Annotated in this window: 17 protein-coding genes; 4 read left to right on the top strand and 13 right to left on the bottom strand. The window is 34.8% G+C overall.

The features are described 5' to 3' along the window. Positions 1–307: 307 nt before the first annotated feature. Positions 308–1858, bottom strand: a complete 1551-nt coding sequence (locus tag ABEG63_RS18255) for a GMC family oxidoreductase N-terminal domain-containing protein (RefSeq protein ID WP_346586717.1) — start codon at positions 1856–1858, stop codon at positions 308–310. Between the two features lie 169 nt (positions 1859–2027). Continuing rightward, a complete protein-coding gene (locus ABEG63_RS18260) occupies positions 2028–3434 on the bottom strand; it encodes an aldehyde dehydrogenase family protein (protein WP_346586719.1) in 1407 nt (468 codons plus the stop codon). A 103-nt stretch (positions 3435–3537) separates the two neighbouring features. On the opposite strand from ABEG63_RS18260, the gene ABEG63_RS18265 reads away from it, so the two are divergent. Next, a complete protein-coding gene (locus ABEG63_RS18265) occupies positions 3538–4407 on the top strand; it encodes an AraC family transcriptional regulator (protein ID WP_346586721.1) in 870 nt (289 codons plus the stop codon). 380 nt (positions 4408–4787) lie between these two features. Here ABEG63_RS18265 and ABEG63_RS18270 read toward each other — a convergent pair whose 3' ends face one another. The 11 genes from ABEG63_RS18270 to ABEG63_RS18320 form a co-directional block, all read right to left on the bottom strand. Further along, positions 4788–6917: a DNA topoisomerase 3 gene (locus ABEG63_RS18270; RefSeq protein ID WP_346586723.1), complete on the bottom strand. Its 2130-nt coding sequence runs from the start codon at positions 6915–6917 to the stop codon at positions 4788–4790. 367 nt (positions 6918–7284) lie between these two features. Further along, positions 7285–9951: a DUF4365 domain-containing protein gene (locus tag ABEG63_RS18275; RefSeq protein ID WP_346586725.1), complete on the bottom strand. Its 2667-nt coding sequence runs from the start codon at positions 9949–9951 to the stop codon at positions 7285–7287. 101 nt (positions 9952–10052) lie between these two features. Further along, positions 10053–10928 (bottom strand): pirin family protein, encoded by an 876-nt coding sequence (locus ABEG63_RS18280; protein WP_346586726.1) that lies wholly within the window; start codon positions 10926–10928, stop codon positions 10053–10055. Between the two features lie 444 nt (positions 10929–11372). After that, the gene (locus tag ABEG63_RS18285; protein ID WP_267406957.1) at positions 11373–11957 is read right to left on the bottom strand and encodes a Crp/Fnr family transcriptional regulator; all 585 of its coding nucleotides are present in this window, start codon (positions 11955–11957) and stop codon (positions 11373–11375) included. Between the two features lie 10 nt (positions 11958–11967). After that, positions 11968–12279 (bottom strand): hypothetical protein, encoded by a 312-nt coding sequence (locus tag ABEG63_RS18290; RefSeq protein WP_346586728.1) that lies wholly within the window; start codon positions 12277–12279, stop codon positions 11968–11970. Between the two features lie 188 nt (positions 12280–12467). Next, positions 12468–14078 (bottom strand): Na+/H+ antiporter, encoded by a 1611-nt coding sequence (locus tag ABEG63_RS18295; RefSeq protein ID WP_346586730.1) that lies wholly within the window; start codon positions 14076–14078, stop codon positions 12468–12470. Between the two features lie 118 nt (positions 14079–14196). Further along, a complete protein-coding gene (locus ABEG63_RS18300; protein WP_346586731.1) occupies positions 14197–14544 on the bottom strand; it encodes a hypothetical protein in 348 nt (115 codons plus the stop codon). 237 nt (positions 14545–14781) lie between these two features. Beyond that, entirely contained in the window at positions 14782–15402 is a 621-nt protein-coding gene (locus ABEG63_RS18305) for a dienelactone hydrolase family protein (protein ID WP_346586733.1), read from the bottom strand. A gap of 2 nt (positions 15403–15404) precedes the next feature. Next, positions 15405–16358 carry a VOC family protein gene (locus ABEG63_RS18310; protein WP_346586735.1) on the bottom strand — a complete coding sequence of 318 codons (954 nt, stop codon included), beginning with the start codon at positions 16356–16358 and terminating at the stop codon, positions 15405–15407. A 52-nt stretch (positions 16359–16410) separates the two neighbouring features. Beyond that, complete coding sequence (locus tag ABEG63_RS18315) at positions 16411–16707, bottom strand: GNAT family N-acetyltransferase (protein WP_346586736.1); 297 nt, start codon at positions 16705–16707, stop codon at positions 16411–16413. Positions 16708–16766: 59 nt separating this feature from the next. Further along, positions 16767–17699, bottom strand: a complete 933-nt coding sequence (locus ABEG63_RS18320; RefSeq protein WP_346586737.1) for a ring-cleaving dioxygenase — start codon at positions 17697–17699, stop codon at positions 16767–16769. Positions 17700–18272: 573 nt separating this feature from the next. Between ABEG63_RS18320 and ABEG63_RS18325 the strand changes: the two genes are divergently transcribed. The 3 genes from ABEG63_RS18325 (at position 18273) to metQ (ending at position 20930) form a co-directional block, all read left to right on the top strand. After that, positions 18273–19301 carry an ATP-binding cassette domain-containing protein gene (locus ABEG63_RS18325; protein ID WP_346586739.1) on the top strand — a complete coding sequence of 343 codons (1029 nt, stop codon included), beginning with the start codon at positions 18273–18275 and terminating at the stop codon, positions 19299–19301. Next, positions 19294–19950, top strand: coding sequence for a methionine ABC transporter permease MetI (gene metI / locus ABEG63_RS18330; protein WP_346586741.1), 657 nt, complete (start codon positions 19294–19296; stop codon positions 19948–19950). Before ABEG63_RS18325 ends, metI begins: the two co-directional genes overlap by 8 nt. Before the next feature lie 170 nt (positions 19951–20120). Continuing rightward, positions 20121–20930 (top strand): methionine ABC transporter substrate-binding lipoprotein MetQ, encoded by an 810-nt coding sequence (metQ, locus tag ABEG63_RS18335; RefSeq protein WP_346586743.1) that lies wholly within the window; start codon positions 20121–20123, stop codon positions 20928–20930. Positions 20931–21310: the final 380 nt, after the last annotated feature.

A 21310-nucleotide genomic window follows, 5' to 3' on the forward strand; every position in this document is an offset into this window, starting at 1 on the left:
CCAGATAAACCTACTTTTGCTTTTGTTTTTAAAATGCCTAAGAAATCTGACTGCCCTTCATAATCAGCCTTTGCAGCCTATGCTTAGATCCCTACGGCTGGCTTTGCCAGCCCGAACCGAATCCCTAAAAAAATAGCGAGTGCGAAGAGCGGGAAAAAGCTTCAAATAAAAAAATATAAACTGCTTTTCGATGGAATCAAATTGCTCCTAAAAAAAGATAAAATAATAATTCGACGAAGTCAAAAAGCTTCCAAATAAAAATGGCTATTCAAATCATTGAACAGCCATTTGTTTTACCTAAAATTATCTAAGCCAAAGAAAAATTTTCGGAAAGATTTTGTGTTTTCAGACCATAATCTTCTTTTATCATATCAGCGGCTTTTTCGCCAATCATAATCGTTGGAGCATTGGTATTGCCGGAAACGACATCCGGCATGATGGATGCGTCGGCAACTCTCAACCCTTTGATACCATATACTTTTAAACGAGGGTCTACCACCGACAGGCTGTCGATTCCCATTTTGCAGGTTCCCGTCATGTGATGATAGGTGGAACACGATTTCTTGATATAATCGATCACTTCCTCTTTCGTTTTGCCTTCACCAGGATAAATCTCACCGTCATTCCATTCTTTCATGGCTTCGGTTCTTCCCATTTCGCGACAGATTTCCACGCATCGATACAAAGCATCAAGATCAGATTCTTCGGAAAGATATTTTGGATCTATTTCAGGAGAAACGAATGGATCTGAAGAAGTTAATTTAATATATCCTCGACTTGCAGGTCTGATGAATCCGGCACAAAAAGTGAAGGCATTTTCAGGTCCGGTAAACCCAGGACTGTAATACGGAAGCCCCATGAATAAAGGTTGTAAATCCGGGAAAACCATTTCTTCTTTACTTTTCCAGAATAATTGAGCTTCCAAAAGATTAGCTTCGGGAGCCGGAATTTCTTTTTTAGCTTTAAAAATAACACTCGTCAGCAAATGATCCTGAAGGTTTTTTCCGACCCCTTTCAAATCTTTAACCACGGAAATTCCCACAGTCTCCAATTCTTCCTGATCACCAATTCCGGAAAGCATTAGAAGTTTTGCTGATTCTATCGTTCCGCATGAAACTATGACTTCTTTATCCGCAGTTGCTTCAACCAGTTCCCCATTTTTTAAATATTGAATTCCAACACATCGATCACCTTCAAAAAGTAATTTCTGAGCCAATGCATGGGTATGAATTTCCAAATTAGTTCGTGATCTTGCAGGATCTAAAAACGCTTTTGCAGTAGAACATCTCAAGCCATCTTTTCCAACGCTCAGATGATTCAGTCCGGCACCCCAGATTTCTTTATTAAAATCATCGGTTTCGGGATAACCTAATTCTTTACAGGCCTCAATCGCGCTGATGGAAATAGGATTCGGACGTTTGATTCTGCTTACGAAAAGTGGTCCGTTTCCTCCATGCACCTCATCTTCGCCTTCTTCATGCGTCTCTGATTTTTTAAAATAAGGCAATACACTTTCCCAGTCCCAGCCCACACAACCGTTGTAAGCCCAGTGATCATAATCCTGACGGTGACCTCGAATATAAATCATCCCATTGATTGAACTCGAACCGCCCAACGTCTTTCCCCGAGGCCAATATCTCGTATTTCCGCCCGCACTTTCCTGAGCAACGGTATGATATGCCCAGTCTCTCTCTGTATTCCAGATCGCCGGCCAGCCCGCCTGCGCCTGAACTTCAGGAACATGATCATCCGCTCCTGCTTCGAGAAGAAGTACTTTTATATTTTCGTTTTCGCTTAATCTATTGGCTATAACAGCGCCTGCCGAACCGGATCCGACAACTATAAAATCGTAGTTCATAAGTTTTAATTTGTTCTTTCTATTTTTTGCTAAAAATCATTTTTTAACGCAAAGCCCCCAAAGTTTTTTTTTAAACTACTGACCGCTTTTAAGTTCGCAAAGCCGCTCTGCTTAGCAAAGCACACGAAGATTTTTAGCCATTGTATTTTGAATAATTCTGAGATACTGATTACTTTTTAATACTGATCACTTTTGGAATGGTAACGGCTTTCAGGCCTTCCACACCGAATTCTACTCCATATCCTGATTTTTTTGCTCCGCCGAATGGTACAAAAGGATTAATCGCTCCATGCTGATTGATCCAAACTGTGCCTGCTTCCAACTGAGCTGCAATTTTTTGTGCTTCCTCAAGATCATCACCCCAAACCGAAGCTCCTAAGCCATTTTCAGAATCATTGGCTTTTTCTACGGCTTCCTCTAAAGTTTTATATTTAATGATTGGTAGCACAGGTCCGAACTGCTCTTCATCCACAACACGGCTTCCGTTGTCTACATTTCCGATCAGTGTAATCGAGATAAAATAGCCCTCTTGATCCGGTTTTTGACCTTTAAATAAGAAATCAGCATTATTATTTTCAGCATCATTCAGCAAATCCTGAATTTTATCAAACTGCATTTTGTTCTGTATCGGTCCCAATACATTATTTTCATCAGCCCCATTCCCCATCGGGATATTGGCGGAATAATCGGACAATGTCTTCACCACGTTTTCATAATCGTTTTCATGAACGTACAATCTTTTTAAACAGGCACAGGTTTGTCCCATATTTAAAAATGCACCCCAGAAAAGGTTTTCGATGTGTTTTGAAAGGTCAAGTCCGGGAAGAATAATTCCGGCATCATTTCCGCCACATTCCAATGTCAGCCTCGCCATATTTTTAGCAGATGCTTCAATCACTTTTTTTCCTGTCGCAATAGATCCTGTAAACATCACTTTCCCGATTTCAGGATGTGCAGTAAGATAAGATCCCACTTCTCCCCTTCCTGTAACTACTTGCAGAACATTTTCAGGTAAAACACGATTAATCACTTTAATCATTTCCAATGTGCTGAAAGTTGTATATTCCGATGGTTTTAAAATCACCGTATTTCCCATTCTCAAAGAAGGAATAATCTGCCAGATTGCAATCATCAATGGCCAGTTCCACGGGGCAATGGCTGCAACAACACCGATCGGTTTTCTGTACAAAATATCTTTTCTTGTATCATCTTCAAAAACAACTTCTTCGGGTAAATCCAATGATGCCGGAACTTGAGTCCAACCTACGCAGGCCTGCATTTCAAAATTAGATCCCGGTCCACTCAATGGTTTTCCCTGCTCACGTGTAATCCATTCTGCCAGGTGCTTAGAATTCTGCTGTAATGCTTCTGCCACCTTCAGCAATATTTCTTTTCTTTCTGAATCCGGTCTGGCTGACCATTGTTTTTGGGCAATTTTTGCATTCTTTATTTTACGATCTATTTCGTCTGCTGATGTATTTTCTACTTTCCCGATAACCTCTAAGGTAGAAGGGTTTAGCGATAAAAATTCTGTATTTACAGTTGTCGTTTCTTTTGCAAATGAAGTATTTTCCATTGTTTCGATTTATTTTGTATTTTACACACCCCGAAAATGACAAAAACATGACATAAATCATTTACTTATTCTCTATATTTTTTAACTTAAACTCTACGCTATAATGGAAAAGATCGAAGAAAGAACCGTTTTCAGCATTCCTTTCGGTGAATTGAATGTGTTTGAAACCAATGTTGTATGCCATGATTTCCCATTCTTTTTTGAGAAACCCGTGATCACTTTAATGCTGAGCGGAAATAAGATCATCAGAAGTGAGGAAGAAACTTTTGAGTTTAGGGAAAGAAGCGTATTTATTCCACCCTGTAATAAAGAATTAAGTATTGATATTCACCCTATTTTTCAGGAACCGACCAAATGTCTGGTTTTAAATATCGAACAGGAATATATCGACCATGTTTTTTCGGAAGTCATCGAAAACTGGCATCCCGACTGGGAGAAAACCGGAATTATGATGCAGGAAAATACCGTGAAAAAGTTTGTAAGTTCTGATGTTTCGTTATGGCAAAGTTTAACCAATCTTTACAACCGAAGAATTGACGAGAAAATGCAGGGTACTTCAGATTTTCTTTTAAGTCTAAGCTTAAAGGAGCTGATCTATGAACTGATGAAAACCAATGCCAAACATCTTCTTTTAAACAGCAATAAAACAGAAAATCTTCAAAACGGGCTTCAGGAAGTGGTTCATTTTATTAAACAAAACTATCGCGAACCGATCACCATCAAAAAGCTGGCTTCAATCGCCGGAATGAGCGAGGCCAATTTGTTTAAAAAGTTCAAGCATTCTTACAATTGTACACCTGTGGAATATATTATTGAGTTGAGAATAGAACGTGCCAAGCAACTACTCATCAACAATCCTGAAATTGATATCAAAAATATCTGTTTTGAATCTGGATTTAATACGTTGGAATATTTCTACCGAAAGTTTACGCAAATGACAGGAAAATCTCCGAAGAAGTTTAAAATTAGTTGATTTTATATTAATTATTTTGAACCATTAAGATTTGAGTTAAGAAGTTAAGAATATTAATTTAAGCTTCCCTTCTAAATTAAAATCTTTGATTTTCTTAATTCTACTTAACTCCTTAATTATCCCTTAATGGTTTATAAAAGAAAATCTAATAGAAAATTAATTTTACTTTTGTCTTGAAACAAAAAATTCAAGACTGGAATCATTCGCTAAAAATTTCAATGTATTCCTAAAATCCCCAAAACTTGCGCGAATTCAGAATTTTGCTTCGATTCCTAATTAGTTTCGTGCTTCGAACAGTGGGATTTTTTAACGGACTAAATTTCAATTTTCTTAACGCTACTGCTTCCTAAGTCAATGTATCAGAAAATAATCAAAAACCGTTAAGCTAATGAAACGGTAAATTCGGGAGATAGTGAAGCTACACCTTCTGTTATATTTTCAGGATGTGTGGTGAAGCCTTTTAATTTTGAGGTTTTTCCCTTTATAACTAAATCCAAAAGCTGCTTATCTGATAATTTTTTACCGAAGATTTCGAAATCCAGTTTAAATCCGCAATTTTTAAAATCAGAACATCCAACGGCTGTTTTGCCTTTCATTAAATGATGTTCTTTACATTTCGGACATTTGGTTTCTTCCCAGGACTGCAGTTCTTTTTTTACAGCGGGTTCACGTTTTTTCTTTTCCTTAACCTCTTCTTTTTCTTCATACAAAGTGATCACCTTCCCTTTTCCATCAACCACTTTTTTGGTCAGTTCCGTTACCATCTGAATCAATTCTTTCTTAAACTGATTGGCTTCATATTCACCACTTTCAATTTTACGAAGCTTTGACTCCCATTCTCCGGTAAGTTCAGGACTTTTCAGCAATTCGTCTTCAATCGTATCGATCAATTGAATTCCGGTTTGAGTAGCAATCAGATTTTTTCTTTTCTTCTCAATATATTTTCTTTTAAAGAGCGTTTCGATAATATTTGCACGGGTTGAAGGTCTTCCGATACCGTTATTCTTCAACATTTCTCGAAGTTCTTCGTCTTCCACCTGCTTTCCGGCAGTTTCCATGGCACGAAGAAGCGTCGCTTCCGTGTATGGTTTTGGCGGTGATGTTTTTCCCTGGTGAATCATCGGATCATGTGGTCCGGTTTCGCCAACAATAAATTCAGGAATCGTCTGTTCTTCTTCCTTTTCTTTTTCTTTATCCTTATCTGTGGGTTCCTCTTTCGGTTCTTTAGCGTAAACGGCTCTCCAACCTGGTTCCAGAATTTGTCGACCACTTGTTTTAAAAGGAATTGTGCCTACTTTTCCTTCTACCAATGTATTTGAAATTTTACATTCAGGATAAAAAACAGCGATGAAACGTTTGGCAATTAAGTCATAAATCAACTTTTCTTCCCTGCTCAGATTGTGCGAAGGCGGAACTTCAGTCGGAATAATGGCATGGTGATCTGTCACTTTTGTATCATCAAAAACCGCTTTTGATTTTGGAATCGGAGCTTCCAATAACGGAGAAATCAGTTCCTGATAAGGATACATTTTTCTAAGAATTCCTTCTATTTTCGGATATAAGCTTTCGGATAAGTAAGTCGTATCAACACGCGGATAAGTCACGTGTTTTTTTTCGTACAAACTTTGAATATAATTTAAGGTATTCTCCGCAGAATAGCCGTATTTTTTGTTGGCTTCCACCTGAAGTCCGGTCAAATCAAAAAGCCTCGGATTTTTCTCTTTCCCTTCTTTAATTTCAAAAGAGACGATTTCAAAAGGATTAACTTTCAGATATTCCAACCCTTTTTCGGCACGTTCCAAGGTTTTTAAACGATCAATCGCAGCGTTGAAAATAACGTCACGATATTTGGTTTTCAGTTCCCAATATTCTTCGGTGGTAAAAGCATCGATCTCCTTCTGACGCTGAACGAGCATCGCCAAGGTCGGAGTCTGCACCCTTCCAATTGAAAGAACGGCTTTATTTCCGCCAAATTTTTTCGTAAAAAGTCGTGTTGCGTTGATTCCCAACAACCAATCTCCGATGGCTCTTGCATTTCCTGCGAGATACAAATTTTTGTAATCTTCAGCAGGTTTTAAGCTTGCGAAACCTTCTTTAATCGCTTCTTCGGTAAGAGAAGAAATCCACAAACGCTGAATGGGTTTGTTGCATTTGGCCTTCTGCAATACCCAACGCTGAATAAGTTCTCCCTCCTGACCGGCATCCCCACAGTTGATGACCTCTTCACATTCTTCGACTAACTTTTCAATGACTTTAAACTGATTTTCCACGCCTTTATTCGGGATCAGCTTAATTCCGAAGCTGTTAGGAATAATCGGCAGCAAAAACAAATTCCAGGATTTGTATTGCGGACCGTAATCATGTGGTTCTTTCAGGGTACAAAGATGCCCGAACGTCCACGTCACACAATAGCCGTTTCCTTCCATATAGCCTTGTTTCGGCGTGGTAGCGCCCAATACTTTGGCGATATCTCTGGCAACACTGGGTTTTTCGGCAATACAAAGTTTCATGAATATTCGGAATTATTGAAGAGGGCAAAAATCGGGATTTTTTTTGGATTTTGCTAATTTGCTGATGGTTGTTGGTTGATGGTTGTTAGTTAATGGTTTAGCGTTAAGATAATTAAGTTTTAGTTAAAAAAAATGTTATGAAGAGAAAATTCTATTCCACATCGTTCACTTTATAAATTACATCGCAAAAAGTATATCTTACAATGGAAGAATGTAACCTTACATCGCAAGAAAGTAACTTCACATCGGAAGAATGTAATTTTACAACACAAGAATGTAAATTTACATTGAAAGAATGTAATTTTCTATCAAGAATATTTTAAATGATGTAGGAAGAATACTATATAATCTCAATAAAAATAGAGAATTATACAAACTCTCTAAAATATATTTTTGCAACACCTTCTATATAATTATTCTTCAAAGACTTTTCTAATTCTTGTTTTAATTTATTTGATTTTCTAAATCGTTGATTATAATACTTTGTTTGACTATTAAGAATCCAATAAGAATTAAATTTTGAATAATCAAAATTTTCTATATCCATGAGCCATTGATAATATTCTTTTTCTTTATGATAAACTTTATCTAATTGAGATTTTATTCTTTCATTTATTTCTAATTCATACTTAAAAACAATACTCATTATATTGTACAAATCTAAATTTTGATATGTATGAAATGGAAATTTTTTTTCATCAAAATTTGACATATCAATAATATTAGATAAATATTTATCAAACTTTAATCTATCTAAATCAATCAAATCATAAAGTAATAAATTGGTATATAATGAGAAATTAAAATCTTCATCCAAAATTTCATTAAATTTATTTTTTAAAGTATTTCTGGCTTCCAAATCCAATAAAGAAAAAGAATATAATAAATCTTCAAAATGTTCATTCTTATCATTTATACTTTTTAAATCGTCTATTTTTAAAACTTTAAGAATTAGTTTTTTGAGTTCATTGGGAGTACATATTTCAAAATAATTTTCTAAAACAGTTATATATTTATACCTCTGATTATTCAAAATAAATATATCAACTATTTTTTTTAAAGTCTTTTTTGTAATACGTGATTTTTCTCTTATCGCATATAAGTACAATCCACTAAAAGGAATTAGGTGATGCTTTGATAACTTTTTAAAATTATTTAAAACTTTTAATAATATAATTTCTTTTTGATCATATTCAATATCAATAAGAGTTGTGATTGCTACAATATTGTTAAGTATTTTATCTAATCTGATGGGACTAAAAATGCTTGAATATTTAGAAAATTCACTATACGAATTTAATAAATTATCTATTAATGAATTCAATTCCTTAACAACATCTGCGTGTACTCGAATAGTTGTAACTTCATATTTTTGTAATAGATATGTTAAAAATTCTTCATTTGCATAAAAAATCCAAAGCTCTAATGCGTACCATTCAAAAAATTCATATTTTTCAGCTTCAGGATTCTTCAAAGAATGGACAACAAATAAACTTTCTAAAATCTTTTTTGATAAATCAATATACTCTTGATAATGATTAAAAATGATAAAATTATGTTTTAGATAAGAATTGAACCTTAAAAAAGATGATTGTAAGTCACGATAAGCAGTACCAGATTCACTACCTCCGTGTTTATCTCGATAATAAAGTTTTTGAATTTTTAAAAAGCTTGTATCTATTTTATCAAATACATCATCATAAAATTTCTGTTCTTTAATATTTTTATATATGTCAACAAAATGTGGTGCATACTCTTTTACAAATCTTTCATCATTATCAAATCTTATATTCTCTAAGTTTTTGATAATTTCACTTCTATCCGATTCATAATAAAATGACTTGATAAAACCTCTCAATTTAATCAAGTTATATTTAGAAATTGTGAAACTAATAGGATTTTGGTTTTTATTTGCATCATTGTATATTTTATAAAAAACTTCATATGATTTTATATAATCTCCTAATAAATAATAAGTATAACCTCTTCTTAAAAGCTCGTAATTGGTATTTGCACTTTTTGTAATTAAAATTTCTTGTGTCTTTAGTAAGTCAAGTCTTTCTAAGCTGCATCTCTCGCAATTACACTCACCATGATGAAATAAATTATGGAGGCAAATTTGTTTTTTAAGAGTATTTCCAGACCATCTTATATGATAAATATTATTGACTTGAAAGAAGTCTACTATTTCTCTTAATTTATCATTTTCATCCAACTCAATACTATCCAAAGTTTTCAATTTATCATTTTCTAAAATGATTGAATTCATAAAAGAAAAAAATTCCTCATTATTCGTTTCAAACCCCAAATCTGAAACCTTCGTTCTAGCAGAATCTCCTTTAAAAGGATATAACTGATAGATTACATTTTCTGGAAGGACTTTTATTCCTTCAAATAGATTGATGGTGTATAAAATTTTATCAATCATCAACATATCTTTACTATGATTCTCTATTAAAGAATAATCAGCCTCTAAATTATTTAAACCTCCTTTTTTCCGTATCTGATTATACTTTGCATAGCTCCTTTTCTTTAATAAAACACTAAAAGTTTGTTGATTCAAGACATTTTCTAAAGGTATATATATTGTTATCGAATTTATTGATCTATTTTTCTGCTCAGTAATTCTTTCAGGTAATAATGGATCATTTTGGATATCATACCAATAAACTTTCGCATTATTAATATCACAAATTGTAAATAACAAAGCTTCATCCAATTCATAATAAAAATATTCTACATGTCTAATTGAAAGTGGAAATGAAATTTTACCAAAATTTTCATCAGTTTTAGTAGTAATTATTTTTAAATTCTCTGTCCCTTTATTTTGATTATATATATGATAAAGATGTTTAGGCTCTTTAGGAAGACTATCATCAAAAACTTCAAAGTAATAGTCAATACCCATATCCTCATCTGCTGTAGATGGATTTTCTTTCAGATTCTTATTATCGTCATAAAATAATTTTCTCAATTGACTAGTAAGTAAATTATTCGCTTCTTTTCTGATGTAGCCATTATCTTTTTTCTTCATTTTATTAAAATATATTCTATTTATAAATATATAAAAAAGACTCCCTTAAAAAGAGAGCCTATCAACAATATTATGAAACGAGGTTCATTATTTTAATTTTATTACATCGTCATCGGAACTTCCATTAAAAGGATTTCTGTGTTTTCTGATGTTGTTTTTATATTCAGATCGGCAATATCCCAAACACCAAAACCATCTCTTTCTTCGACTTTTTGGCCTTCGATTTCTGCACTTCCTTTCAAAATAAAAGCATAGACACCGTTTCCTTTTTTTCTGATCTGATAATTGATTTCGGCATTATTTTCAAAATTTCCTAAATGAAACCATGCATCTTGGTGAATCCAAACTCCTTCATCATCGGCATTTGGAGAAAGTATTTGCTGAAATTTGTTTTTACTTTTTGATTTGTCAAGTGTGATTTGATCGTATCGCGGAGTAACATTTCTTTTATTTGGATATACCCAGATTTGCAGGAATTTTACCAAACTGTCTTGGTTTTTATTGAATTCGCTGTGCATAATTCCGGTTCCAGCACTCATCACCTGAATATCTCCGCTTTTGATAATAGCAGAATTTCCCATGCTGTCTTTATGCTCCAAATCCCCTTCCAACGGAATACTGATGATTTCCATATTGTCGTGAGGATGCGTTCCGAAGCCTCTTCCCGCCTCTACTTTATCATCGTTCAACACTCTCAGCACACCAAAGTGCATTCTTTCGGGATTGTGATAATTGGCAAAACTGAACGTGTGATTACTCACCAGCCAGCCATGATCTGCCTTCCCTCTTGAATCTGCCTTATGAATGACAGAATTATCTTTAATTTTTGAATCGGTATTCGGTAAATGATTGTATCCGATAGGTTCCAACGGCTCGATCTCATCAATTTCGTTTTTCATTGTATTGCCCAATGAAGCGGATGCCACAAACATTCCTGTTCCCAATAATCCTTTCTTTAAAAAATCTTTTCTGTCCATATCTGTTAGTTGTTTATTCGTTTTGATAGAACAAATTTCGGAAGATTGAAATTGTTGGGCATTTAACTAGTTTAATAAATTTGAATTTCTTTTGTCTTGAAACAAAAGTTCAAGACTTGGAAACTTTCGCTAAAAAATATTTTTGTTCTCTAAAAACCCAAAACTCGTGCGATGTCAAGATTTGTTCTTCGGTTCTGAGTTTGTGTCGCGCTCAAACAGTAGAATTTTCTTAACGTTCACATCAGTAATTTTCTTAACGCTACATTTTCCTATGTCGGTTTGCGGTGTTAAATTCCCCTTCTTTGAAGGGGTGGATTTTTGTGCAACAAAAAGACGGGGTAGTTTTTAAGATTACTAAAAACCGCCCCGTCAAAAATTCTTTGAATTTTCGACACCCCTCCAATGGAGGGGAATTTATGTGTGTATATTTTCTTTGTGGGAAATTTATTTTTCTTTTGAAGCTAAACGTTTTCTGATTGTGCTGACAAATTCTTTGGAAACGCCAAGATAAGACGCAATATAATATTGTGCGACTCTTTGTGGAATGGAAGGATATACTTTGATGAATTCTAAATATCGGTCGGTTGCCGCTTTGGAAATCGTGTTCACCAAACGGTTTTGTAAAGTGGAAAGATTTCTCTGAACCAACATTCTGAACACTCTTTCAAATTTCGGAATCTCGGTTAATAATTTTTCTTTCGTAGTAGGATTCAGCATAAATATTTCTGAATCTTCCAGGGTTTCAATGTATAATCGGGACGGTTTCTGTTCCTGAAATGAAGCAATATCGCTGATCCACCAATCTTCAATGGCAAATAATATCGTTACTTCAAAACCGTTATCATCAAGGTAATACACCCTCACACAGCCTTTTTGGATATAGCCTTCAAACTGGCAGATTTCACCTTCCCTTAACAGAACGGTCTTCTTAGGAAACGTTTGGAGTGTTAATGAATCGGTGAAAAATTTTTCTTCTTTTTCGCTAAGTTCTATGAATCGGGTGACATTTTTGACGATATTTTCAGACATAAATTTAAGTTTACGGCTGCAAATTAGGAAAAAGTGTGTAAACTTCGTTCTTTAGCAGTCCGCTTCCTCCGCCATAATGGTCGATTACCTTCACGTCTTTATCTAAATTTTCACAAAAAGTCTTCATATTATTTTCAAATTCTTCATCCAATCCGGAGCTTAATAAAACAATATCTACCTGATTGTGTTTGATATATTCATAACAAAAATTTTCATTGCTTTGAATTTCGGCCGTCCAACCTTCATTATTTTCGATAATTCGTTTTAATGTATCTAAAATTTCCTGATTTTTTCCTATCACAAGGAAGTTGAGTGTTTTCATAAGATTTGTTGTTTGTTGATGGTTGAGAGTTTTTAGTTGATGGTTTTTGGTGTGTGATTTTTGACTTCAATATGAATGGAAATCTATTTTAAGTTCAGAGATTCCTTACTTAATTTTGAATGATAATTTCATTTTAAAATTCAGAGTTAATCATCCAACAAACATCAACTAAAAACCATTAACCAAAATTACATGTGTCTGCTGCCTGTAATTTTCAGTTCATTTAAATCCAATTGAGATTCCGCTTTTCGGATTTCGTCATCGGTGAAGTATTTTTCACGTTTTATATTGAATAATTCTTTCCTTTGAAGTGCGTAAATATCAAGCATAATTCGATGATATTCATTGATGTCATTTCGTCTGTTGGTACACATTTCCAACGATTCCAGATGACTTTGCTGTAAGGAAATATCATTTTCAATCGTATTCTTAAAATTTTCAACCAGACTGTTGGTTTCAATATTTGTTTTGTATTTCTCGTTCAGCCTGCTTAACGCCAGATTATCCAATCTTATCTGAATACTTGCCTGCTGCTCGTGTGATGGTAAAATAGGATCAATTTCTCCAATTTTGGTTAATTTAATAATTAAAGGAAGGGTTAATCCCTGAAAAACTAATGTTACAAAAATAACCACGAACGTGATGAAGATAATTAAATTTCGCATCGGAAATTCTGCCTGATCATTCATCATTACCGGAATTGACAATGCTGTTGCCAGTGAAACCACGCCCCGCATTCCTGCCCAACCGATTATCAAAGGATTTTTCCATCCCGGGCTCGGGTCTTTTCTTACTTTTTTACTCAGCCATCTCGGAACGTGTGCCACGGGATAGATCCATAATAATCGAACAACAATAACAATTAAACTGATAATTAAACCATATTTAATACCTTCCATTAAAGAAGTTTCTCCTAAACCATGGATAATATCAGGAAGTTCCAGACCAATTAAGATGAAAACCAAAGCATTCATCACAAAGATCAATGTATTCCAAACGCCTGTCATATTAATTCTTGTTACCCCCGTTTTGAACATCTCATGCGAACGGAATGACATGAATAATCCGCCACTTACGACCGCCATTACTCCCGAAAAGTGAAAATGCTCCGCAGAAAGGAATAAAATATAGGGTGTCATAACGGTTAATGCTGCATCAATCGCCGGCGTTGTTGGTAAAAATCTGTGAATTGCGTAGAAAATATGTGCTCCTACAATTCCGACAACTACTCCCATCCCAGCTACTAAAAAGAATTGTCCGGTTGCTTCCTGCATAGAAAACATTCCTGTCATCACCGCGGCTAAGGCAAATCTGAAAACAATTAATGATGATGCATCGTTAATCAAACTTTCTCCTTCCAGCATTGCAATCGTACGTTTTGGAACCTTTAACCCTTTTAAAACGGTTGTTGCTGCAACAGCATCCGGGGGCGAAACAATTCCTCCTAATAAAAACCCTAATGCTAATGTAAAACCAGGAATCAAAGCCTGTGAAGCAAATGCCACGACCAGCGATGTTAAAAACACCAATCCGAAAGCCATTAATCCGATGGTTCTTTTCCATTTCCAGAAATCGTTCCACGAAGTGTACCAAGCTGCTTCGTACAACAAAGGCGGTAGGAAAATTAAAAAGATGATTTCGGGATCAAGTTTTAGAACCGGAACTCCTGGAATTAAACTGATTCCCAATCCCGCCAATACCAAAAAGATGGGATACGCGATCCTGATTCGTTGTGCCAGCATTACCAGCATCATCACGATGAGGAGTAAGCCGAGTATTAAAAGTAGTTGTTCGTGCATATTTTATATTTTTCTTTTGTCTTGACACAAAAGAAACAAAAGGTTAAGACTTGGAATCTGAATGCTAAAAATAAATTTTCTAAACGCTTCAGCTTCCTATGTCGGTTAATTCTTTACTCTATAAATGAATGAAAAGCGAAGTTCGTTCCCTCTTTTCAAGGTTTTTGGTTTTATGTCCTTTTCCTGAAATATCTTCCACCAAAAGGATTTCACCGGTTTGGAATTCTCTGATCTCGCCCAATGATGTTTCAATTTCGATTCCACCATCCAAAAGTACAATAAATTGTTTCTGCGGAGCGCAGTGAAAATCATAATCGTAATCTGCAGAAACTTTTCTGAATTGTAATTTTTTAACGTCTATATTTTCAGATAAAAATCCGATATCGTCATGATCGATTAATGGAATTTCAAGATTTTCGAAGTGAGAGTCGCCGTTTTCGTCGCTGAATATTTTTGTGATTTTCATAATTTATTTAATTTTTCTTTTGTCTTAACACAAAAGAAACAAAAAGTCAAGACTTGAAATCTGAATGCTAAAAATTAAAATTTAATCCTAAAATTTCCAAAACTCGCACGAATTTATCATTTGTCCTTCGGTTCTGATTTTTCTTCGTGCTCAAACAGTGGAAATTTTTTAACGGTTTAAATTTTAATTTTCTTAACGCTTCAGCTTTCTATGTCTATTACTCTATTTTTCAATTATTTATTTAAAAATTAATTCATTTGCCAGTTCTATTTCTTCCTGATTAATGGAATGTCCGAAATTAGTATAGACTTTTTCCGTAACATCAGCATTCATTTCTTTTAAAATATTCGCTGTAGCGTACACTCTTTCAACGGGAACATGAAAATCTGGATTACTCGTTCCAAGGAAAATCGGGGTTTGATTAAAATCGCCTTTATAATTTTCACGATTGATCTTATCACCGATAACTCCACCAATAATCGCTGCTGCTCCACCAAACCTCTGAGCATTTCTTGCTAAAAATTCTAAGGTTAAACACGCTCCTTGAGAGAATCCGAAAAAGTAAATATTTTCAGTTTTTATGCCTGCATCCAAAGCAGTTTGAACTGTTTTTCCAATCGTTTCAATCGCTGATGACAACCAAGGTTCGTTTTGCTCAACCTGAGCCATGAATGAAAATGGATACCAAGTTCCGTTCGTTGCCTGCGGTGCTAATAAAGCATAATCTTCCACATTTAAATGTTGTGATAAACTTAAAATATCCTGCGCGCTTCCGCCTCTTCCGTGAATCATGATTAAAACTTTTTCAGCTTCCTTCAATGATTTTCCTCCTGTTTTTATATCTAAAATATGACTCATTTTTATCTGTATTTTTCTGTCGGATAATTAATTTTTGGTAAAACTTCTACCAAATGTTCTCTTTTTTCTTCAAATTGTGATGGCAGATTTAAATATTCACCTAAAGAAGCCCATTCTTCATCAACATCGAATCCCGGACCTGAAGTTGCGATTTCAAACAAAACGCCGCCCGGCTCTTTGAAATATACAGAAGTGAAGTATTTTCTGTCTTTCACTTCGGTATGTTCCAATCCGAATTTGTTTAATTTTTCAATCATTTCAAACTGAGTTTCAGCGTTGGGTGTTGCAAAAGCCACGTGATGAACGGTTCCTCTTCCTGCCAGACCTTTTAAAGCAGAAGGTGTGCAAAGCAAATCAACATATTTTCCCGGCGCATCTTCTGTCGCAAACCTAAATCGGTCTGAACTTTCGGCAATTAATTGATGATCCATCTGCGTGGTCAGTAAAGCCGCCGTTCTTTCATAAGCATCCAGCCAGATTTCAACATGATGAATTCCTTTGATGGCATAATCTTTAGGAATAAATCCGTTGGAATAGCCTTTTCTGCTATCTTTTTCATTGAAAACCAATTCTAATCCCAACCCATCAAAATCTTCCAGATAAATAAAAATTTCGCCAGAAAATCTCTGTTGTGGATGTTTAAAAGGAATATTAAACTGCTCCAAACGGCTCGTCCAATAATCCAATGCCTCCATCGATACTGAAAAAGCGGTGGTATTCAACATACCTTTTCCATGTCTTCCGTTCACCAGTCCTTTTCCGTACAGGAAAGTCGTCATAATGGTTCCCGGCGTTCCGAATTCGTCTCCGAAATAGAAATGATAAACGTCTGAATAATCAAAATTGATGGTTTTCTTTACCAACCGAAGTCCTAAAACTCCGGTGTAAAAGTCTATATTTTCCTGTGCGTCGCCTGTGATGGCGGTAACGTGGTGAAGGCCTGTTATTAATGACATTTTTATTTGATGGTTTTTGGTTATTTGTTGATGGTTGAGTTATTAGTTTTTACTATTTAGCTTCTTTGAACCAAACATCCTGATATTCTTCCGGATTGCGTTTGAATTGGGCATGAACATAAGGACATAACGGTACAATTTTCAAATCATTTTCTCTTGCGTAAGAAACCAGCTGGTTTAATAATAATTTAGCAAACCCTTTTCCGGCATATTCTTCGTCTACTTCGGTGTGATAAACCGTTAATTTATCTTTGATCACCGAAATATCCATTTTTCCTGCTTTTTTATCGTCTGAGAACAATTGAACTTCTCCTCTTGCGTTTCCTAAAACTACTTTTGTTGTTTCCATATTGTTATAATGTTTAATGTTTAGCTAAATTACCTAGTTTATTAATGATGATGAATGATCTATGATAACTTCGGTAGCACTTCTTCAATTCTTGCACGTAATCCTTCGTGTTGTTTTGGAAGTTTTAAGTTGGTTCCCAATTCGTTCAAAGGCTCATCAACAGTGAATCCCGGATTGTCTGTAGCAATTTCAAATAAAACACCACCCGGTTCACGGAAATACAATGAATAGAAATAATCTCTGTCAATTTTCGGAGTGATACTCAGCCCAGCGGACATTACTTTTTCACGGAATTCCATTAAAACTTGGTCATTTTTTACTCTGAAAGCAACATGGTGATTGGTTCCTGCCGCATTTCTTCCGGTTACAATTTTATCATTTTCAATAATATCAACAAGATTGGCCGTTTCGATGGCGTCGGTTGCAAATCTGTATCTTTCGCCTTCCTGTTTTTGAAGATCATATCCGAAAATATCAGTTAACACTTTAATGGTCGGATCAGCTTTTTTCAAAGTTAAAGTGATATTATGAAAACCTTTCAAAGCATTGTCATCTTTAATATCATCGGTTGTCCACACTTTTCTGTCATCCGGTGTTGAAGACTCAATGAACTGTAACTGTAAACCATCAGGATCTTTAAATGAAATAAGTTTTTCACCAAAAATCTCGCTTTCTTCAACTTGTACATTAAATTGTTGCAATCTGCTTTTCCAAAATTCCAGGCTTCCTTTTGGAACCGAATATCCGATGTGAGTTGCCAAACCAGATCCGTTCGTTCCTTTTCCAATACCTTCCCAAGGAAAAAATGTAAGAATTGTTCCCGGTGTTCCCTCTTCGTTTCCGAAATAAAAGTGATACGTTCCCGGATCGTCAAAGTTCACCGTTTTTTTCACTAATCTTACTCCTAAAACCTGAGTATAAAAATCTAAATTTCTTTTTGCGTTGTCTGCAATCGCAGTGATATGGTGCAGTCCTAATATTCTATTTTCCATTTTGTCTGTTTGTTTAATTTTGATATGACAAATGTAGGACGATTGAGAACCCTGCACATTTAACTAGTTTAATAAATCACCGAATCTGCTTTTTTTATGAAATTAATGTAATTTTGCATTTTGATAAGTGAATATTTTAAACCATTTAAATCCAATTTAAGATTTAATATCTAAACTTAATATATAAGGCATTTATTTGGTATATTCGCTATTAACAATAAAAATAGGATAAGAAATTGCATTGCTAATCAGCAGATTATTTCAGATTTAAAATACTGTTTAGCAAATAATTACCAACTTATCAAAACATTTTTTATTTAAAAGTCTACTTTTTTAGTGGACTAATAAAATTTATGCCTTATATTTGCAGACATAATTACAGAAGTCTATACAATGAAGGCAGAATTGAAATATAATTCAGATAAAAAACATGACATCACGAATATGATGTGCTGTTTTATGCCTGTTTTGAAATACAACTGTGGTTAACCTTACTTTTATATGACATATTTTAAAGGCCTTACCACGTTGTAAAGCCTTTTTTAATTTTAAAATGAACGTATTTATAATAAAATGATAGAGATAAAGAATATTTCAAAGACTTTCCATCAGAAAAAACAGTCTTTTAAAGCGCTGGATGATGTGAGCCTGAACATTGAAAAGGGCGACATCGTTGGAATCATTGGATTTTCAGGGGCGGGAAAAAGTACGTTGATCCGAACGGTTAATCTTCTTGAAAGACCCGATCATGGCGAAATTATCATCAATGGAAAAGATTTTACGAAATTAAATTCTAAACAATTAGCCAATGAAAGAAAAAAAATCGGGATGATTTTTCAGCATTTTAATCTTCTTTCTTCAAGAACAGTATTTGAAAATATTGCACTTCCTTTAGAGCTTGATCATGTGAATAAAACGGAGATCAGCCGAAAGGTTAGCGAACTTTTAAAAATTGTAGGCCTGGAAGAAAAAGCCAATGATTATCCTAAAAGTCTTTCCGGTGGGCAAAAGCAAAGAGTTGCCATTGCGAGAGCTTTAGCCAACGATCCTTATCTCTTACTTTGTGATGAAGCAACCAGCGCGCTGGATCCTGCAACCACTCAATCTATTTTGCAGTTGTTGAGAGATATTAATCAAAGGTTGGGCATCACTATTTTATTGATTACCCACGAAATGGAAGTCATTAAAACGGTTTGCAACCACGTTGCTGTAATCGACAAAGGAAAACTTTTAGCTAAAGGAACTTTAGGCGAGATCATCTCCAATAAAGAGAATCCTATCATAAAACAATTTTTAAATGCCGGTGTAATGACTATACCACAAGAACTTAATAAAAAACTACAAAAAGAACCTCAGGATGGATTATTTCCGCTTGTTGAGGTTGAAATTAATGATAGAGTGTCTGTTGAAGAATTACTGTCTATCGTTTATGATCAATATAAAATTCCTTACCAGCTTTTAAAGGCTGATGTAGAATATTTAGGGAATGCCAACTTCGGAAAAATATTGCTGCAGCTGAAAGGTAAAGATGAAGAAAACCAAAAGGCAATTTATCATTTCAATCAAAATAAAATTCAAAATACAGTAAGAGGATATGCTTAGTGATACGGTAATTTCGCTTTTGTCAAAGGGAATTTGGGAAACAGTTTTTATGACATTCGTGTCCGGATTTTTTGGATTTGTCTTAGGACTGCCCGTTGGAATTCTTTTATTTTTAACCCGAAAAGATCAGTTGCTGGAAAATGTAATTTATAATAGAGTTTTATCTGTTTTGGTTAATATTTTCCGTTCCATTCCTTTCATTATTTTGATTGTCTGGATGATTCCTTTTACAAGAAGTATTGTAGGCACATCAATCGGAATGAATGCCGCACTCGTTCCTTTAAGCATAGGCGCAGCACCTTTTATTGCGAGATTGGTTGAAAACAGTCTGCTGGAAGTTCCTCATGGTTTAATTGAAACTGCAAGAGCATTGGGAGCCACTCCCCTTCAGATCATCAGAAAGGTTTTGTTGCCGGAAGCACTTCCTTCATTAATTAACAATGCCACGATCACTTTGATCACTTTAGTCGGATATTCCGCGATGGGTGGGGCTGTTGGAGCTGGTGGATTAGGACAAATTGGTTATCAGTACGGATACATCGGTTATGATGCAGTCATCATGAATCTCGTGCTTGGTCTGTTGGTCGCGATCGTTTTTATTATTCAGTTTGCGGGTGACAGATTGGCGAAAAGGTTTGATCACCGATAGTTTTGGGTTTGAGCGTACTAGTGTTTGAGAGTATGAGAGTTTTAGAGTTTGGGCGTGAGAGCGCTTAAGCTTTACCATACAATATATGTGAATGTGAAATAGTGTTGATAAAGGGCTTCTTTGCAATAGCTTATTAGCCTTTATCATTTTTAAAAAGAAAATAATTTATAATGAAAAAAATAAAAATCTTAGGATTCTTTGCAGCAGGTTTATTGTTGTTTACCGCTTGTAATTCATCAAAAAAAGAAGATCCCAATTTCATCAAAGTAGGTGTTACTACGGGGCCTGAACAGGAAATTGCGGAGACTGCTAAAAAAGTAGCCAAAGAAAAGTATAATCTTGACGTAGAGCTTGTTGCCTTCAATGATTATGTGGTTCCCAACGAAGCGCTGAACAACGGAGATATCGATGCCAATGCTTTTCAGCACGTACCCTATCTGAACGAACAGTCACAACAAAGAGGTTATAAATTAGCAGTGGTAGGGAAAACCTTCCTGTATCCTATTGTTGCCTATTCTAAAAAAATAAAAAATATCAGCGAGCTTAAAAACGGAAGCACCGTTGTTATTCCAAATGACCCGACTAATGGTGGTCGTTCGCTTCTTCTTTTACAGAAAAACGGATTGTTAAAATTAAAAGACGGAATCGGATTATTACCAAAAGTAACCGATATCGTAAACAATCCGAAACAACTGAAAATCGTTGAAATCGAAGCTCCGCAATTGCCAAGAGTATTGGATGATAAAGAAGTTGTTTTAGCGATCATTAATAATAATTTTGCCGCTCAGGCAGGATTAGATGCCGAAAAACAGGGAATTCTTACCGAAGATAAAGATTCACCTTATACAAATGTTGTAGTGGCAAGACATGACAATCAAAATTCCGACAAAGTAAAGAATTTCGTAAAAGCGTATGAATCTGATGAAGTGGTGAAAAAAGCACACGAGATTTTTAAAGGAGGTGCCATCCAAGGTTGGTAGTTTTTAAGCAATAAGCCTTAAGCAGTAAGCTTTCTGCTTTGAAAATATTCTATTATTATATATTCAGACATTGTTTCAGATTATTGAAATGATGTCTTTTTTTTGTTTATCTAAAATTTATTTTTAAATTTGGAGAAACTATATTTTAGGAAAGCATTTATGTTTATCCTGTACAGACAGGCGAAACCCTGTCTATTTTTTATATTAATTTCTTGTTAAGCTTTACAAAAGCATTCAATATCATTTAATCTTGCCAGATCCATTTCAAAACTTGATGAGAAAATTGATAAAATATCTGTGGTTTTTTATAAGTGGAATGGCTTTGTGAAGCTTAAAAAGTTAATATTCAATAAAAACTTTGTGCCCTTTGTGTCCAAGGC

It is taken from the genome of Chryseobacterium sp. C39-AII1, from assembly GCF_039672645.1.
GTDB lineage: Bacteria > Bacteroidota > Bacteroidia > Flavobacteriales > Weeksellaceae > Chryseobacterium.

Coding starts and splice junctions, on each gene's coding strand:
- metI (WP_346586741.1), top strand. CDS start 19,294: ATGCTTAGTGATACGGTAATTTCGCTTTTGTCAAAGGGAATTTGGGAA.
- ABEG63_RS18270 (WP_346586723.1), bottom strand. CDS start 6,917: ATGAAACTTTGTATTGCCGAAAAACCCAGTGTTGCCAGAGATATCGCC.
- ABEG63_RS18325 (WP_346586739.1), top strand. CDS start 18,273: ATGATAGAGATAAAGAATATTTCAAAGACTTTCCATCAGAAAAAACAG.
- ABEG63_RS18275 (WP_346586725.1), bottom strand. CDS start 9,951: ATGAAGAAAAAAGATAATGGCTACATCAGAAAAGAAGCGAATAATTTA.
- ABEG63_RS18280 (WP_346586726.1), bottom strand. CDS start 10,928: ATGGACAGAAAAGATTTTTTAAAGAAAGGATTATTGGGAACAGGAATG.
- ABEG63_RS18255 (WP_346586717.1), bottom strand. CDS start 1,858: ATGAACTACGATTTTATAGTTGTCGGATCCGGTTCGGCAGGCGCTGTT.
- ABEG63_RS18260 (WP_346586719.1), bottom strand. CDS start 3,434: ATGGAAAATACTTCATTTGCAAAAGAAACGACAACTGTAAATACAGAA.
- ABEG63_RS18305 (WP_346586733.1), bottom strand. CDS start 15,402: ATGAGTCATATTTTAGATATAAAAACAGGAGGAAAATCATTGAAGGAA.
- ABEG63_RS18300 (WP_346586731.1), bottom strand. CDS start 14,544: ATGAAAATCACAAAAATATTCAGCGACGAAAACGGCGACTCTCACTTC.
- ABEG63_RS18310 (WP_346586735.1), bottom strand. CDS start 16,358: ATGTCATTAATAACAGGCCTTCACCACGTTACCGCCATCACAGGCGAC.
- ABEG63_RS18315 (WP_346586736.1), bottom strand. CDS start 16,707: ATGGAAACAACAAAAGTAGTTTTAGGAAACGCAAGAGGAGAAGTTCAA.
- ABEG63_RS18265 (WP_346586721.1), top strand. CDS start 3,538: ATGGAAAAGATCGAAGAAAGAACCGTTTTCAGCATTCCTTTCGGTGAA.
- ABEG63_RS18320 (WP_346586737.1), bottom strand. CDS start 17,699: ATGGAAAATAGAATATTAGGACTGCACCATATCACTGCGATTGCAGAC.
- metQ (WP_346586743.1), top strand. CDS start 20,121: ATGAAAAAAATAAAAATCTTAGGATTCTTTGCAGCAGGTTTATTGTTG.
- ABEG63_RS18290 (WP_346586728.1), bottom strand. CDS start 12,279: ATGAAAACACTCAACTTCCTTGTGATAGGAAAAAATCAGGAAATTTTA.
- ABEG63_RS18295 (WP_346586730.1), bottom strand. CDS start 14,078: ATGCACGAACAACTACTTTTAATACTCGGCTTACTCCTCATCGTGATG.
- ABEG63_RS18285 (WP_267406957.1), bottom strand. CDS start 11,957: ATGTCTGAAAATATCGTCAAAAATGTCACCCGATTCATAGAACTTAGC.